At 38.9% G+C, this 14,469-nt stretch carries 14 protein-coding genes; 8 read left to right on the top strand and 6 right to left on the bottom strand.

Translation table 11 applies throughout. The annotated features are described in order from the left end of the window. Positions 1–228: 228 nt before the first annotated feature. Positions 229–1,479, top strand: coding sequence for an NYN domain-containing protein (locus BMX05_RS10590; RefSeq protein ID WP_177166882.1), 1,251 nt, complete (start codon positions 229–231; stop codon positions 1,477–1,479). 53 nt (positions 1,480–1,532) lie between these two features. On the opposite strand, the gene BMX05_RS10585 is transcribed toward BMX05_RS10590, so the two are convergent. Next, entirely contained in the window at positions 1,533–1,793 is a 261-nt protein-coding gene (locus BMX05_RS10585; RefSeq protein ID WP_093311536.1) for a (2Fe-2S)-binding protein, read from the bottom strand. A gap of 268 nt (positions 1,794–2,061) precedes the next feature. Here BMX05_RS10585 and bfr (BMX05_RS10580) point away from each other — a divergent pair, with 268 nt between their 5' ends. The 3 genes from bfr (BMX05_RS10580) to BMX05_RS10570 are packed head-to-tail and all read left to right on the top strand — an operon-like array spanning position 2,062 to position 3,695. After that, positions 2,062–2,526 carry a bacterioferritin gene (gene bfr, locus BMX05_RS10580; protein ID WP_093311534.1) on the top strand — a complete coding sequence of 155 codons (465 nt, stop codon included), beginning with the start codon at positions 2,062–2,064 and terminating at the stop codon, positions 2,524–2,526. Between the two features lie 22 nt (positions 2,527–2,548). Next, positions 2,549–3,016 carry a bacterioferritin gene (gene bfr, locus BMX05_RS10575; protein ID WP_093311531.1) on the top strand — a complete coding sequence of 156 codons (468 nt, stop codon included), beginning with the start codon at positions 2,549–2,551 and terminating at the stop codon, positions 3,014–3,016. A 19-nt stretch (positions 3,017–3,035) separates the two neighbouring features. Continuing rightward, complete coding sequence (locus tag BMX05_RS10570; RefSeq protein WP_093311529.1) at positions 3,036–3,695, top strand: 2'-5' RNA ligase family protein; 660 nt, start codon at positions 3,036–3,038, stop codon at positions 3,693–3,695. Here the strand turns inward: BMX05_RS10570 and BMX05_RS10565 are convergent. Then, positions 3,665–4,453 (bottom strand): SDR family NAD(P)-dependent oxidoreductase, encoded by a 789-nt coding sequence (locus BMX05_RS10565; RefSeq protein ID WP_093311526.1) that lies wholly within the window; start codon positions 4,451–4,453, stop codon positions 3,665–3,667. The two genes, BMX05_RS10570 and BMX05_RS10565, sit on opposite strands and share 31 nt — an antisense overlap. A 365-nt stretch (positions 4,454–4,818) precedes the next feature. On the opposite strand from BMX05_RS10565, the gene BMX05_RS10560 reads away from it, so the two are divergent. After that, positions 4,819–6,501: a PAS domain-containing sensor histidine kinase gene (locus BMX05_RS10560; protein WP_093311523.1), complete on the top strand. Its 1,683-nt coding sequence runs from the start codon at positions 4,819–4,821 to the stop codon at positions 6,499–6,501. 61 nt (positions 6,502–6,562) lie between these two features. Here BMX05_RS10560 and BMX05_RS10555 read toward each other — a convergent pair whose 3' ends face one another. The 3 genes from BMX05_RS10555 to BMX05_RS10545 all read right to left on the bottom strand — a co-directional run bounded on the left by BMX05_RS10555 (position 6,563) and on the right by BMX05_RS10545 (position 10,705). Then, positions 6,563–8,146, bottom strand: a complete 1,584-nt coding sequence (locus tag BMX05_RS10555) for a hypothetical protein (protein WP_093311519.1) — start codon at positions 8,144–8,146, stop codon at positions 6,563–6,565. Between the two features lie 163 nt (positions 8,147–8,309). Next, positions 8,310–9,416 (bottom strand): ATP-binding response regulator, encoded by a 1,107-nt coding sequence (locus tag BMX05_RS10550; RefSeq protein ID WP_093311516.1) that lies wholly within the window; start codon positions 9,414–9,416, stop codon positions 8,310–8,312. Positions 9,417–9,565: 149 nt separating this feature from the next. Next, positions 9,566–10,705 carry a hypothetical protein gene (locus tag BMX05_RS10545; RefSeq protein WP_093311512.1) on the bottom strand — a complete coding sequence of 380 codons (1,140 nt, stop codon included), beginning with the start codon at positions 10,703–10,705 and terminating at the stop codon, positions 9,566–9,568. A gap of 199 nt (positions 10,706–10,904) precedes the next feature. On the opposite strand from BMX05_RS10545, the gene BMX05_RS10540 reads away from it, so the two are divergent. Next, positions 10,905–11,261: a HopJ type III effector protein gene (locus tag BMX05_RS10540; RefSeq protein ID WP_093311509.1), complete on the top strand. Its 357-nt coding sequence runs from the start codon at positions 10,905–10,907 to the stop codon at positions 11,259–11,261. Between the two features lie 76 nt (positions 11,262–11,337). Next, entirely contained in the window at positions 11,338–13,203 is a 1,866-nt protein-coding gene (locus BMX05_RS10535) for a methyl-accepting chemotaxis protein (protein ID WP_093311505.1), read from the top strand. Positions 13,204–13,238: 35 nt separating this feature from the next. Here the strand turns inward: BMX05_RS10535 and BMX05_RS10530 are convergent, their stop codons facing one another. Next, positions 13,239–13,709 (bottom strand): Lrp/AsnC family transcriptional regulator, encoded by a 471-nt coding sequence (locus tag BMX05_RS10530; protein WP_093311501.1) that lies wholly within the window; start codon positions 13,707–13,709, stop codon positions 13,239–13,241. A 121-nt stretch (positions 13,710–13,830) separates the two neighbouring features. Between BMX05_RS10530 and BMX05_RS10525 the strand changes: the two genes are divergently transcribed. After that, positions 13,831–14,427: a LysE family translocator gene (locus BMX05_RS10525; protein WP_218139040.1), complete on the top strand. Its 597-nt coding sequence runs from the start codon at positions 13,831–13,833 to the stop codon at positions 14,425–14,427. Positions 14,428–14,469 lie beyond the last annotated feature (42 nt).

Below are 14,469 nucleotides of genomic sequence, written 5' to 3'. Positions count from 1 at the left end.
TGCAACTATCGACCTGAGGATGCACGCATGGGGCGACAAGTCGCCAAGGGTATGCAATACTCTGAAAGCACTTAAGGTGTTAGGCTTTTATACTTTTCAGCCTACTTTAGCTGAGCTATCGCAAGGTATTTTAGGCAAAATTGGCCTAGGCTTTTGCAGGAAAATAGCCACTTGCTTTTTATATTGGACTTAAACTATTAACCTAATTTTATTGAATCTTTTATGCTTATGGATACAGAAAGCCGTCATAATATTGCGATTTTTATCGACATCGAAAATGTCATTATCAGTGCAACAGAGGAGGGACTTGAGTTTGATATTGAGCCTGTATTAGAAAAACTTTCTGAGTATGGCCGTATTGTTTACCGACGTGCTTTTGGTGATTTAGTCTCCACCTGTACAGATAAATACAAGATGAACCGTATTCGGCGAATGCTGCAACAACATTATATTCAATTCGAAGACATTCCCTACTTAAGCCGCCACAAAAATACTGCTGATATCCGTTTGGTTGTTGACGCTCTTTCTCTCAGTTACGCACAACCTGCGATTGATACGATTGCTATCTTTTCCTCCGACCGAGATTACATGCCTTTAGTCGCTAAATTAAGGGAACTAGGTAAAAACATTATTGGCATAGGCTCCAGTATCGAAGCAACCAACAAACACTATGTTAACTCTTTTGATGAATTTTTTTATTACACTTCTTTTTTCGATCAAGGATATATACCTGCCGGTGATAATGAAGCCTTGATGCGCAATTATAAACGTTTAGTTTGTAAAGCCGTGGTAGCCTTAAGTGAAAAAGGTAAAAAACCCGTTGGGGCTGCCCTGATGCTAATGATCAAACAATTAAGACCTGACTTTGACCTACGTCTCATTGGGCTGACAGGTTTTCGCGGCTTAGCCGATCTCATGGAAGAAGAAAAACTGATTCAAACCACCCCACATGGCGGTGATATTCTGATTGAATTGCAAGATGAAGCCTTCACATGGCTAGAAAAAAATGAAGACATTACCCATCTGATTGCCAAAGATGGTAATCTTGTAGAAGGTTATAAACGTTATATTCGCAATAAGCTTAAATGTGAACTTCCTTCCTTTGAACGTAGACAACAAATTTATTTAGCCGCTGAAAATGTTATTCACTCTTCCGTGGATAAAGGAGAAACACTTGGACTTTCAAGCATTGCTGATCAGGTAACACAGCAATTAGATTGGTGTGATGATAATGTAGTCTTTAAACTTTTATATGGCATATTCCGAAAGTTCGCATTTAAAGTAGAACTTGGCGTTGACCGCTATAATCCTGTTATCAAAGGGATTCAACTGGATAAAAGTATTTGGGATGATTTATTCATTGAAAATATGATTGCCGTTATGGTTAGCGATGATATGGACGAGCTCAATCCAGAGGCTCTAGCCGAACTCTTTGGCGTCAATGTCACCTTAACAAGTAAAATTGTCGCTACCTTATAACAACTCACCCCCGTTCCTCTTATCGGTACGGGGGTATTTAGAGATTGCACATCTTAAGCTGCCACTGGCGGCCAAATTTTCACGGCAAATTCCGCAATTGCTTTTGCACCCTGCGCATAAACAGTGGGCATTTTCTCTGTTGCAACGTCAGCTGATACACTTGCTGCTAATAAGGCTTGCGCACTGTCTTGACAACAACCACACACTTGCGCGACACCTAAAACCTCTTGTAAATCTTCCCATTCACGGCAGCCTGCATCAATAGCCGTTTGCACATCTGTTTCTGTCACTGCATTACAAATACATACGTACATAGATATTCTCCTTTGAGAATCAGGTTTAGTTGAGAATGAGTCTACACTAGATTTTCATCAAAGTGAAGTGTATTGAGAAACATTCCCAAGCGCTATATTTAATCACTAGTTTTATCACAAAAGAATTTTTAACTTTTAATTCTTAATTTCATAACAATAAATTTTAAAAAAAACTTGATTTAGCGCAAAAACAACCTAGAATCTGCATCTAAATTGATTTAAAAAATTTCTTTTATCACTGAAAAATTCACCTCTTGAGGAAACACGCATGAAGCTAGATCCTAAAATTAATGCTTGTCTTAATGGAGTACTCAAAGGACAGCTCACAGCAATTAATCAGTATTTCTTACATGCCCGTATGCAGGCTAATTGGGGACTAGAAAACCTAGAAAAACCTATTTACAAAGCTTCTATTCGCGCTATGAAAGATGCAGATACTTTGATTGAGCGCCTTCTATTATTAGAAGGCTTACCAAACTTGCAGGCTTTAGGTAAGCTGTTGATTGCAGAAACCCCTGTAGAAGCGTTAAAAAATGATTTACAGCTAGAGTTACAATTAAGACAAGACCTAGTGACTGCCATTGCAGACGTGGAAAGTTTGCAAGATTTTCAAACACGCGAACATTTAGAACATATTCTACACCACAGTGAAGAACATATTGATTGGTTAGAAACACAACTGAGTCTGCTTGCTGATATTGGTGAGCAGAATTATTTACAAAGCCAAATATAACCTAATAAGAGGAATAAAATATATGCAAGGCCATCCAGAAGTGATTCAGCAATTACAATCCTTACTTGAAGGTGAACTAACATCCATTGATCAGTATTTTATTCATTCTCGCTATTATGAGGATATGGGCCTTAATGCACTGTATGAGCGTCTTAACCATGAAATGGACGAAGAAAAAGATCATGCAGACCGTATTATCAAGCGGATGCTATTTTTGGAAGCTAAACCAGATTTAAGTAAGGCGCGTCAACTCAATCCTGGTGAAACCGTTGCAGAAATGCTCGCTAACGATTTGCAGTTAGAATATCAAGTCGCTGCTGCATTACGTACTGCCATTGCCTGCTGTGAAACGCACCAAGATTATCAAACACGCGACATGCTCCTCGGCTTACTTGCAGATACAGAAGAAGACCATTTATATTGGCTGGAAAAACAATTACGCTTAATCAAGCTAATTGGCGAGGCTAATTATCTTCAGAGCCAAATGTAAATTTTCTAAGGTCATGCCGATGCTTTATCATCGGCATGAGTATTTTATGCTCAACCAGTACCCTTATACCTTACCTACACAAGTGCAAGATTACCCACAATGGCATCTTGGGCGTTTAAGCTATGCACTTTGGTTGCTGGACTTTAGTGCTCAGAAACCTTTGAATACACTGGTTAAAAAAGCACAAAATTATTTAAGTCCATTTTTGATAAAGGATTATCAGCGCCAACCACATCTTAGTATTAAAATTTGTGGATTTCTTACTTCTACACCTCGCCATACAGATGATTGTAGTTATACTGACATAAAACAGCATATTTTAAATTTGCACCATACTCAGCCTACGGCTTTTCCTTTAATTGTCACTCACCTAGCAAGCTTTGCCAGCGCACCTTTCTTAAGCATCCAAGACCCGACAAATAGTTTATCAACTCTCAGGCAATTGCTCCCAACAAAACACGAGGAGTTTCGTGATACACCTTATCAAGCCCATATCACTTTAGGTTTATATCACCAGCAAATTGCCAGTGATTGGATGCAAGATTACTTACAAGCTTTTTCATTTGAACCTCTTGAGCTTTATTGCCATCAGCTCACATTAGCTACTTATCAATCCCAAAAGATCGCCGGCCCTTTAACGTCTATTTATCATTTCTCATTAGCTGATGCTCCGGTTTGATATTTTTTAGAAAACCAACGAAAATACCAAGTATCTGGCAACCAGCGTATTATTTTCATAATATAAGTAAAGCGTTTTGGAAAATGTATCTCAAATTTTTTACTTTCTAACGCATTAAAAATCGCTTGCGCTGCTTGCTCTGTGCTAATTTTTGCTGGCATATAAAAATTGTTTTTTGCAGTTAGGCGTGTTTCTACAAAACCTGGGTTAATCAATTTCACATCAATATGATGCCCTACTTCAGTGCGCAAGGTTTCTACTAAATTGATTAAACCTGCTTTAGTGGCTGCATAAGGCTGAGCCATGGGCAGCCCCCGATAACCCGCAACGCTTGCACAAAAAATTAATTGAGGTTTCTTTCCTGTCTTTTGCTTAAGAAAATCTGGTAAGATCACATTAACTAAATAAAAAGCTGATTTCAGATTAATATCAATACTCTCATCAATCATTTCTTTGCTTACATTAGTTAATTGACTCGGTGAATAAACCCCTGCCATAAAAATAATTCTATCTACTTTTGACCAGTGTGTGTTTAGTGTCTGCCAAACTTGTTGCAATTCTTGATACTGGCTGACATCACAGGGCAAGATAAGTACAGGCAAGTCACTTTCTAATTGCATTTTCACCTCTTCTAATCCCGCTACAGACCTTGCAGATAAGCAAAGGCTGCTCTGAGTTTTTGCTAGTTCAATGGCTAATGCCGCTCCAATACCAGAGCTTGCACCGATAATCCAAGTCGACTTGTGGTCTTTTTCCATACTTTAGTTCCCCGCAGGATTTCAAAAATATTGCTTTATATCTAGCCTTTGACTGCTTTAGCTTTCTTGAAATTTTAGATGTACAAAAAATCTACATTAGCTCATTTCATCGTAAAAACCTTTACATTAATTATATTTATTTTAATTTAGCTCAGAAAAACAAGAGAAAAAACCATATACGCATTTATAAATAAATGTATTTTTTATGCCTGCTCTAGGGTAAGATGTTCGAGCTAGCCCCCAAGGAAGGTTACTGTCGTAAGGAAGCAGTACTAGCAAGGTGCGTGCTTGCCTGCCTTATCAGTCACCAAACACCAACAGCTTAATATTCATACCTAACGGCTTTACAGACTTGGGAGGAATCTATGAGTCATTTAAATTCTAATAATAAATTAGAAGATTTACGTTTGCGTGCACAAGATGCTTTAACTAAGGGAGAACTTGATCTTGCACATTTTAGCATTCAAGAAAAACATCAAATGGAATTTTTAATTCAAGAACTGCAAATTTATCAAGCTGAACTAGAAATTCAAAATCATGAATTACGTAAAACTCAAATTGCACTAGAAGCAGAGAATAAAAAATATATCACTTTATTTGATAACTTACCTATTCCTGCTCTAGTTGTTAACCAAGATGGTATAATTCAACAGGTCAATCCTCAATGTCTTTCTTTTTTCCAACGTCAGCATCAAAGCCAAATCTTGCAAAATTCTTTCTTTAGTTTGTTTAGCCAAGATAGTCGGCCGTGGCTGTCTGATAACATAAAAAAGAGTACTTGCCAGCAAGTAAGCTGCTCACAACAATTACAGGCTGATATTCATACAAAGGAAGTACGCGTTCAGGTGAATATTTCTTGTTTACCTTATGAATATCATCTAGATACACATAAATTGGTAACACTTGTTGATTTAACAGTGGAGCAAGAAAGGGATAACATTCGCAACACCCTACAAAGCGTGCTTGAACAAGACTTAGAGCAAGTTTTAGGATTAAATTTATCATCATTTGATCAATCTAAAGCCAGCGTGCTAGTGACAGATATAGAACATAAAATCTTATATGTTAATAAGTCACTTGAAGAAATTTCTGGTTATCAACTAAAGGAAATTCAAGGAAAAAGCCCTAAAATTTGGCGCTCTGAATATACAGAAAAAAAACTCATACAAGAACTAGAAGCTTGTATTAAACAAAATACAACATGGATAGGAAAAATTACGAATCAAAAAAAATCAGGTGGTTTTTGGACCGAGCTTAGGAGTGTACAAGCTTTATTTAATCGTGCAGGTGAAGTGACTGGTTATATCTCTTTGGGCATGGATATTAGTGACAAACTGGCATTTGAGCAGCAAGTACAACGTGTGGGTAGAATGGAAGCTGCTTATACTATGTTGGCTGGGCTGAATCATGAATTTAACAATATCTTAGGTTCAATTATTGGTCTAACAGAAATTAACTTAGCCATTACAGATGAAAATGCTCCTACATATCCTAACTTACAACAAACCCTGATAGCAGCACAACGCGCGGAAACTCTACTTCAACATTTACGCAAGGGACAAAAAACCCCAAGCTTAGCATTAAAAACCAAAGAACTTAATACATTATTAATCAGTGATCTTCCCATTTTCAGGGGTATTCTAAGCGAGAAAATTCAACTAAAAATCAACTTGTGCGAACAATCTTTACCAATTAAAGTTGATACAGGCTACTTTATGCAAACTTTAGTTAACCTATTAAAAAATGCCCGTGATGCTTTAAAAGACACTCAGAACCCCAGATGCATATTAAAAACAAACTTATACCAAGAAGCTAATCAAAAAATTTATGCTGAGCTACAAGTACAAGATAATGGTTGTGGTATGAGCGAAGAAGTTAAACAACGTTTATTTGATCCTTTTTTCTCCACAAAACCTATTGATGTTGGCACAGGTTTAGGAATGATGTCTGTGCTAAACTTTGTTAAAGAACATGAGGGGGTTTTAGATATACAAAGTGCACCTCAACGGGGGAGCCTCTTTATTATTCGCTTACCAATCCAAATTTGATCCATTCAATCAAGGCTCCAGATACCTATAATGTTTCTGGAGCTAAGCATAATAAACTAAATTAGAGCATCGAAAAATCTTGCATTAAAGAGTCTACATACCCTGTGATTTCGACCATACCTGTATCAACCAAGGCATCTTCTTGCACCCATTCAGCAGGTAAAGGTTCCAACTCAATAGGCAAAATCACGGAATCTTTCTCAACAGAAGAAGGTTCTTGCATAGGTAATTGATAATTTACACCATAGAAATCTAGAACTTCTATATTAATTTGTGCATAAATTTCATCAACCTGCACTTGCTGTTCTGTATTTAAATCCTGATAACTTGGTAGTCCATAGAGTGTATTATATTCATCTACGAATTGATTAAAGGCTTGTACATCAATTAGCGGACGCCCTTCTTCTGTTGATGATACACCCAGCAAAAGATCAATTTGTTCACTAATTTGCTGTGCTTTTTGCGCTTCTAATGGATTGAGCATTTGCGCCGGTTCACCAAAGATCTGTTCTAATTGCGCATAAGCTGCTGATAAATCTGGGCTGCTTAGCCAAGGCTCTATCATCAAAATCGGTGCATCGTCTTGCGCATACAGTGTGTCTAGTTGTTGGTACAGATCATCAACTTGTGCTTGTTCTTCTGCGCTCAGATCCTGATAACGGCGCACCCCCCATAAAGCATCTAATTGCTGGAACCAAGTATCCAATTCTTCTTGCTGATTTTCTGTCAGTTCAAAAAGCTTACCTTCTTGATCAGGTAACAAAAGTGCATCAATTTGTTGCTGAATCTGTTCAGCTTGGACCTGCTCATCTGCAGTTAATGTTTGTTTTTGTGTGCCAAAAATATTATCCAGTTGCTGATAAATAGCCTGTGCCGCTTCACTAGGTTGCCAAGGCTCAGGCTCTACTGGTTTTCCCCATAGTAAGTCATCTAACTTCTGCATACGTGCGTGAATTGCATCGACTTGTAGCTGTTCTTCTTGGGTCAAATTTTCATAAGTACGCACCCCATATAGTGCATCCAATTGCGCGTACAACACATCCAGCGTCTGCCTTTGCTCTAAACTGATTTCAGGCAAAAGCACGTCTGTCTCCTCAACAGCCATAACCGCTTCAATCTCTGCATATAAGGCATCTGCTTGTGCCTGTGCTTGCAGATCTAAGGTTTGCGGTGTGCCAAAAATATTATCCAACAGCTCCTGCAAATCAGCGCGCTCTGCATGGATCGCTTGAAAATCTGGCAAACTTGCTAGAGCTTGATATACAAAAAAAACATCTTTTTGTTCTTGCATACTGAGACCAGCCCAACCTAGAGGGGTATATAAAGCTTGCAATTCCATATTTAAGGTATCTAGCTCTAATAACTGTGCTTGGCTCAACTCACCTTGTGGGGCTTGCTCCCATAACGTTTGGATCTGCGTTTGCAACTTGTCTGCTTGCTGGCTTTGTGCTTGGGTTAAAGGGGCAGAGGCTTGCAACCAAGCATCTAAGCTCATCCACAAAGGCTCCGCAGGAGTATAAAGAGGTAAAGGCTCAGGCGCAGGGAGACAAAGCTCAACCGGCTCGACTTGTGGCAAAGTCGTAGGCGGCATGGATGCAGGTAATGTCTGATTAAAATCCCAAGTATCCGCTTGATGTACATTCATGGTCATATCCTTAACAAATTGAATGTCAAATGAAGATTGCTGCTAGAAGCGTTTGCTTCTTGTAAAATCATGGGGATTTTACAGACAAAAGTCTGGATCTATTGCGTAGAAAAAGGTAGGCCTAAGTAACACCAAGTAGCCACACAAGGCGCTATTTGGAATATCAAGGAGCCATTTCTATTAAAGGAATCAACAAATTGATATGCGTGCCTTGACTTAACTCACTCTGTACTTGCAGTCGGGCTTGATGATGTTCAACAAACGATTGCACCAGCATCATACCCAAGCCCATGCCTTGTGTATGATTTTTTGTGGTATAAAAGGGTCTAAGCATGTTTTGCACACTGGTTGCTGACATGCCACATCCCTGATCAATCACTTGGATGAGCGCATGATCATCACACTTTGCCAACACCACCTGAATCCGATATTCCCTTTTTTGTGAATCACAACCTAGGTTACATGATCGGCAAGCATGATAGGCATTGCGAATAAGATTCACCAACACTTGTAGCAAGTAATCTCTATCAACAAAAATTTGTAAACCTATATTTTCTATTTGAAAAGCCAAACGTACAGGTGGTTTAACTAAAGCACTCAGCAAAGCGTGTATCTCTTGTAAAAAATCACTGATATTCAGATAATCTTTTTTTACGTCTATATTTGTTTGCCCATAACCTAAACGTTCAATCAGCATCTGAGCTCTATCGCCTGCAAGTAAAATTTGTTGCTGATTTTTATAAGGTGTAGACCCTTCCTCTAATAACTGCAAATTCACTTCTGATAGACCTTGAATGCTTGCAAGCAAATTATTAAATTCATGCCCTTGACTGGCAATCAATGCCAAGTTTTCTTGCAATCTTGCAAGGTGTTCTGTGTGTAATTTTAATGCGGTATTTTTTTCCAATATTTCTTCTAGCAGCCCCAAACGATGCAATAACTTATCTACACTAATAGGCTTAACAATATAATCATCACCACCACTTGTTAATGCTTGCTGTCGATGCAATTCATCATCAAAACTCGTGGCAAAGATAATGGGTACCCATGCCCCTTGTTGGCTACGAATGTTCGCAACGACCTCATAACCTGTCATATCAGGTAACTCTATATCCATAATCACAAAGCTTGGTTGATGTGCTTGCCAATATTGCAAGCCTTGCATACCATCAAGCGCACAAATCACTTCATATCCTGCTTGGGTAAGGCAATACTGATAGAGTCTCAGCTGGCTACTATCGTCATCAACTACTAATATCTTTTTATCCATATTTTATACTCTTAAGCTTTGGTAATACTTAATCTGTATTATTATCAATCTACAATTTGTATGCAATTTTTATTAAAAAATCTTCATGCCAATAAAAAAGCCCATACTTTCTAGTATAGGCTTATCCTAGTTAACGCCAATAATTCTGATTAGATTTTTAAATCAATCTGTTGCAAGGAACCCGAACTGCCATCCTCACGCAAAAAGAATCCCGTCGCAGTCACTTGCCCCAGTTGGTTAGCTTCTGTACTGGTTGTTAACGAAAAAGGTGTCTGTGCTGCACCTAAATAAAGTGCGCCTATATTCTTATCTTGCAAACTAAATAAATGAGATTGTCCAGCTTCATCCATCATCCAAATTTTTAGTTGGCCAAAAACACTATCACCTTCATCAATAAAACCATTGCCATCTTCATCATATGCACTTAAATCAGCAAAACCATTGCCGCTTTGGGTACCAAATAATTCGCTCCCATCATTGATGACCCCGTCTTGATTTTTATCTAATGCAAGGTAGCCACTACCTGATGCAAGCTGGGCAATCTCATCTTCACGTCCGTCTGCATCCACATCAAAACGGAAATGTCTTTGCTGTAAGGCCGCAGCTGGTGCATCAAAATTGACAACTAAAGGATCTTTCAAAGTACCGACACGGATATGTTCTTGATGCTGCGTGTAAAAATCACGACGCATATTCAGCTCTAAACTAATATCTAGTTCGCGTCCATCCGCAGTTTTTACCTGGCCTTGCGCCATAAACTGGGTATGTTCGCCTTCATAATATTCCACCTGACGATGGTAATCTAAACGCCATCCTCCACTTGCTTGCTCTATCTCAAGTGGCTGAGCTTCTGCTAATTTTTGATAAGGCTGGCATTGATCTGCCATCTTGCTGGTATCCATTTTAAAATGCTGTACTTGGATACGAATCCCAAACGTTTTTTCGAACAAACTTTGCATTAAAGTCACTTTAAGTTTGTCTTGTACGCTTAATTCACTTTCCCCGATCTGCGATTTCTCACGCCCTTGCACATTCCCTTTATGACTGGCATCTAACCACGGCTGGCCTTGGCGTTTGGCCAACTTCCCTTGTAAGGTATCTGGCTGTGTCGTTTGCACGATCTGCTCGCGTGATAATTCAACTTTCGTGCTTTGTAGTGCTTCTCGCCCTTCAAGCGATATTTCACCACGCGGGCCGCGTTCAATATACCGCCAATGCACATTTTCATTCTGGTGCTGATATGCCTGACGTTCACTTTGCAAATTGACATTAGATTGTGTAATAAACATGGCAACTTCCCCAAGCTAGCAGTATCCGCTCAGGCAACAAATTCATCCACCTTAACGGACCGAAATTCAAGATTGCATTCCCTTCATGGAGCACACTTCCCCAAATTAACGGCCGTAATCGCTAAATATTAACCCAATCTTTGCAAGCTTAAAAACAAGCCTGCATAATGTTCGCTAAAATTACACAAGGAGATACCCAATGACACTTGAAGACTTTATACAAGCAATAAAATCTGCACAACCTGTTGAATTTTCACAAACACTTGCCATCGTTGATACCTATTTTGATTACACACCTTGCACTTTTTCTAATGGTGCCGGTAAACAGCAAATAATCAATACGGCTGGACAAAATGAGGGGTCCTGCAAAATTTTTTCTTTAGCACATCATTTAGGTTTTAACCAACAAGAAACCCTTGCTTGCTTTGGTGATTTTTATCAGCAAGTCCTTGCAAGTCCAGAAGGAAAGGATCATATGAATATTCGTAATTTCATGAAGTTTGGCTGGTCACATATTCAATTTATAGGGCAAGCTTTGGAACCTAAGTCGCTATAACTCAGGCAAGTTGGCAAAAGTACCATTGAGGTTTACTGAATCAAGCCAACTTAATTTAGGGTAATAGGATATTAAGATGATATTAAATTTTAGAAATAAACTACTCATTGCTATTGTTGGTTTAATTGCATTGTCTTGCTTACTACTTGCCGTTGTTTCAGTGAAAGGCCTTACGCAAGAAACAGAGAATTCATTACAACATCAAATTCAAGTAACACTCACAGAAGCGACACAAATTATCAGTACTTGGACACAGGATAAATATCGGGTTTTAAATGCCGCTAAAGATCAATTAACCCAAGACGTTTCTGCTTTACCAACACAATTAACATTAGCAAAAAATGCTGGTGGGTTTGATTTGTTTTATCTTGGCACCCAAACAGGAAAAATGCTGCAATCTTATCCACCAGTACAACTCAAGCCAGATTATGATCCTCGTAAACGCCCTTGGTATCAACAAGCACAAGCTCAGCAAAAACCTATTGTCACTGCACCTTACCCCCGTGCTAGCACTGGGGAAGCCGTCGTCACCTTTGCTGTCCCAATGCAAACCGTAGACCGCCAACAAGGTGTCCTTGCTGCTGATATTACTTTAACTGAAATTATTGAATCTTTATTGCAATTAGATAGCCGCTGGCAATCTGAGCTTTGGCTGACAGATGCTCAAGGCAAATTAATTGCTCATCCAGATAAAAGCTTAATCAACCGTGACTATACTAGCTTAATTACAAAAACCAGTCAGGATCACAAGAGCCAGCAGGTTCACTATCAAGGAGCAAGTTGGTTTTTAACCCAACAAAAAATCAAGCATCTCGACTGGCAGCTTATTTTACTTGTAAATAAACAAGAAGCGACTCAGGCAGTTTATTCATTAAAAACTCAACTCGTTTTACTCTGTTCACTTATTGTCTTAGGTGCAATTGCAGCAACCTTCTTAGTTGCTAATTATTTTAGCCGTCCTTTAGTTGAGATCACCCAAGCCTTGCACACTCTTGCAGAAGGTAATGTGAATCAATATATCCAACTGAATACCAAAGATGAGTTTGGTAAAATTGCACAAGCTTTTAATTACCTCGTTAAAAAGCTTGATAACACTTTAGGCCACACCCACCAATTAACAGCACAATTACTTGCCGATATTGAGCGTAATGCTCAGCATTCACAAAACACACAAGAATTAATTGAGCATCAAAAAAATGAGCTCGTCCAACTCAATGATGCCTTAGCGCAAATGACTGAAGCAACGGCAAATATTGCCACCAATGCAGAAACGACATTAGAAGTTTCTAAACGTAGTGTCTGCGCTGGGCAAGAAGGGGTCGGTTTAGTACATCAAAGTCGCAAAGCTTTAGACCAGCTTATTTATGATGTAAAACATAGTGCGCAGCATTTGAGTAACTTAGAAAAAAGTGTTGTGGAAATTCGCGGGATTCTCGCCAGTATTAGTGAAATTTCTGAGCAAACCAACCTCCTTGCACTAAATGCAGCAATTGAAGCAGCGCGTGCAGGGGAAGCGGGGCGAGGCTTTGCTGTTGTAGCAGATGAAGTACGCAGCTTGTCGCAGAAAACGCAAAATGCCACGCAAGAGATTCATAATCTGATTCAGATTTTGGAAAAAGTCACCCAACAAACCTTACTCACGATGCGTCAAAGTGAACAAAAAGCGGACGCTAGCCGCGAACAAAGTGAGGCTGTTCATCAGCAACTCATTCATATTGATCAAGAAAATTCTGGTGTACGCGATCTAGCTCACCAAACGTCTGTTGCGGTCGCACAACAACGTAGTATGTCTAAAGAGATGATGTACCATGCTGAAAGTGTCCGTGGTGCTTCAGAAATTTTGATGCAATCTTCTACCGAACACCACCAAGAAACACTGCAATTAAAGTTAGAAATCGATGCACTACAAAAGCATTTACATCAAGCGTTCAAATTAAGTTAAGTATCTATATGCAGGCAGGGATGCCTGCGATCTTGTTAAATAGGCAGCTGATATGTTGCCTTAATTTCTTGCAAGGCTAAATTCGATTGAATCGACACCACACCAGCTAAAGTTCGTAATTGATCACGTACAAAATTCCCATAAGCCTCTAAATTTTCTGCCACAACTAATAACATATAATCACACTCACCAGATACATTATAACAAGCCAAAATTTGTGGAATGTCACGTACTTGATTTTCAAAAATAATTGGTGCTTCGCTCGCATGCTCGCCTAAGCGAATTTGCGCAAATACAACCACGCCAAATCCTAGTTTTTCACGATTTAAATTCGCACGATAACCTTGAATAATGTTCTCTTGTTCTAAACGCCGTAAACGTCGCCAACAAGGTGCCTCGCTTAAGGCTAAACGTTCAGCAAGTTTGGCATTAGAAAGCCGTCCTTCTTGCTGCAAAATTTGTAGCAATTGAAGATCAACAGCATCTAGATCGCAAATTTCTTTCATAAAAAACCTATTAGGAGAAAAGAACCTGCTTAAAAAAGTAAAAACAAGCTAAAAATAGCAAGGTAATTTTGCATGAATCCACAGATAATTGCTAGATGTTGATTTTTTGGAGCTATTTTCAATGTTGAGTCTTTATTTGATTGCTTTAAGTGCGGCTTACTTATTACCAGGTCCTGACATGGCTTTGTTAATGGCGCAGTCAATCCAAAGAGGTATTGCTAATGCCCTCTTGACTGCGATTGGACTGGCTTGTGCACGCGCACTGCATGTACTTTTATCTGCTTTAGGATTAGCCGCTTTATTGGCAACGCATACCTTGTTATTCGATGCGGTACGATTTTTAGGTGTCCTTTATTTACTGTGGATGGCCTACAAAATGATTTCTGCTACCTATAATAAACCGACGAGAGTCACAACAACACAAAGTTATTTATACAGTTTTTCACAGGGCTTATTGACTAATTTACTTAACCCCAAAGCTCTAATTTTTTGCGCACTTTTCTTACCACAATTTATTGAACAAGATTTAGAGTTGTTCAGCCAATATCTTTATTTAGGCAGCTTATTAGTTATACTTGGCTTTTCTTTTGATTGCTTGTATATCTTACTTGCAAGCCAAGCACGTCATTATTTACAATCAAATTTAGGATTTAAACTACAAAAAATCATTTTTTCAAGTGTCTTTATTGCTGCCGCGGTTCGTTTAAGCATGAGCTAGCACTACTTTCAAGCTTGCCTGATTTGTGTATACTAGATGCGA

It is taken from the genome of Allopseudospirillum japonicum, from assembly GCF_900108915.1.
GTDB classification, from domain to species: Bacteria; Pseudomonadota; Gammaproteobacteria; order Pseudomonadales; family Halomonadaceae; genus Pseudospirillum; species Pseudospirillum japonicum.
The sequence above is the reverse complement of the archived record's forward strand: the minus strand, read 5'-3'. Positions and strand labels throughout refer to the sequence as shown.

Coding starts and splice junctions, on each gene's coding strand:
- BMX05_RS10590 (WP_177166882.1), top strand. CDS start 229: ATGGATACAGAAAGCCGTCATAATATTGCGATTTTTATCGACATCGAA.
- BMX05_RS10585 (WP_093311536.1), bottom strand. CDS start 1,793: ATGTACGTATGTATTTGTAATGCAGTGACAGAAACAGATGTGCAAACG.
- bfr (WP_093311534.1), top strand. CDS start 2,062: ATGAAGCTAGATCCTAAAATTAATGCTTGTCTTAATGGAGTACTCAAA.
- bfr (WP_093311531.1), top strand. CDS start 2,549: ATGCAAGGCCATCCAGAAGTGATTCAGCAATTACAATCCTTACTTGAA.
- BMX05_RS10570 (WP_093311529.1), top strand. CDS start 3,036: ATGCTTTATCATCGGCATGAGTATTTTATGCTCAACCAGTACCCTTAT.
- BMX05_RS10565 (WP_093311526.1), bottom strand. CDS start 4,453: ATGGAAAAAGACCACAAGTCGACTTGGATTATCGGTGCAAGCTCTGGT.
- BMX05_RS10560 (WP_093311523.1), top strand. CDS start 4,819: ATGAGTCATTTAAATTCTAATAATAAATTAGAAGATTTACGTTTGCGT.
- BMX05_RS10555 (WP_093311519.1), bottom strand. CDS start 8,146: ATGAATGTACATCAAGCGGATACTTGGGATTTTAATCAGACATTACCT.
- BMX05_RS10550 (WP_093311516.1), bottom strand. CDS start 9,416: ATGGATAAAAAGATATTAGTAGTTGATGACGATAGTAGCCAGCTGAGA.
- BMX05_RS10545 (WP_093311512.1), bottom strand. CDS start 10,705: ATGTTTATTACACAATCTAATGTCAATTTGCAAAGTGAACGTCAGGCA.
- BMX05_RS10540 (WP_093311509.1), top strand. CDS start 10,905: ATGACACTTGAAGACTTTATACAAGCAATAAAATCTGCACAACCTGTT.
- BMX05_RS10535 (WP_093311505.1), top strand. CDS start 11,338: ATGATATTAAATTTTAGAAATAAACTACTCATTGCTATTGTTGGTTTA.
- BMX05_RS10530 (WP_093311501.1), bottom strand. CDS start 13,709: ATGAAAGAAATTTGCGATCTAGATGCTGTTGATCTTCAATTGCTACAA.
- BMX05_RS10525 (WP_218139040.1), top strand. CDS start 13,831: ATGTTGAGTCTTTATTTGATTGCTTTAAGTGCGGCTTACTTATTACCA.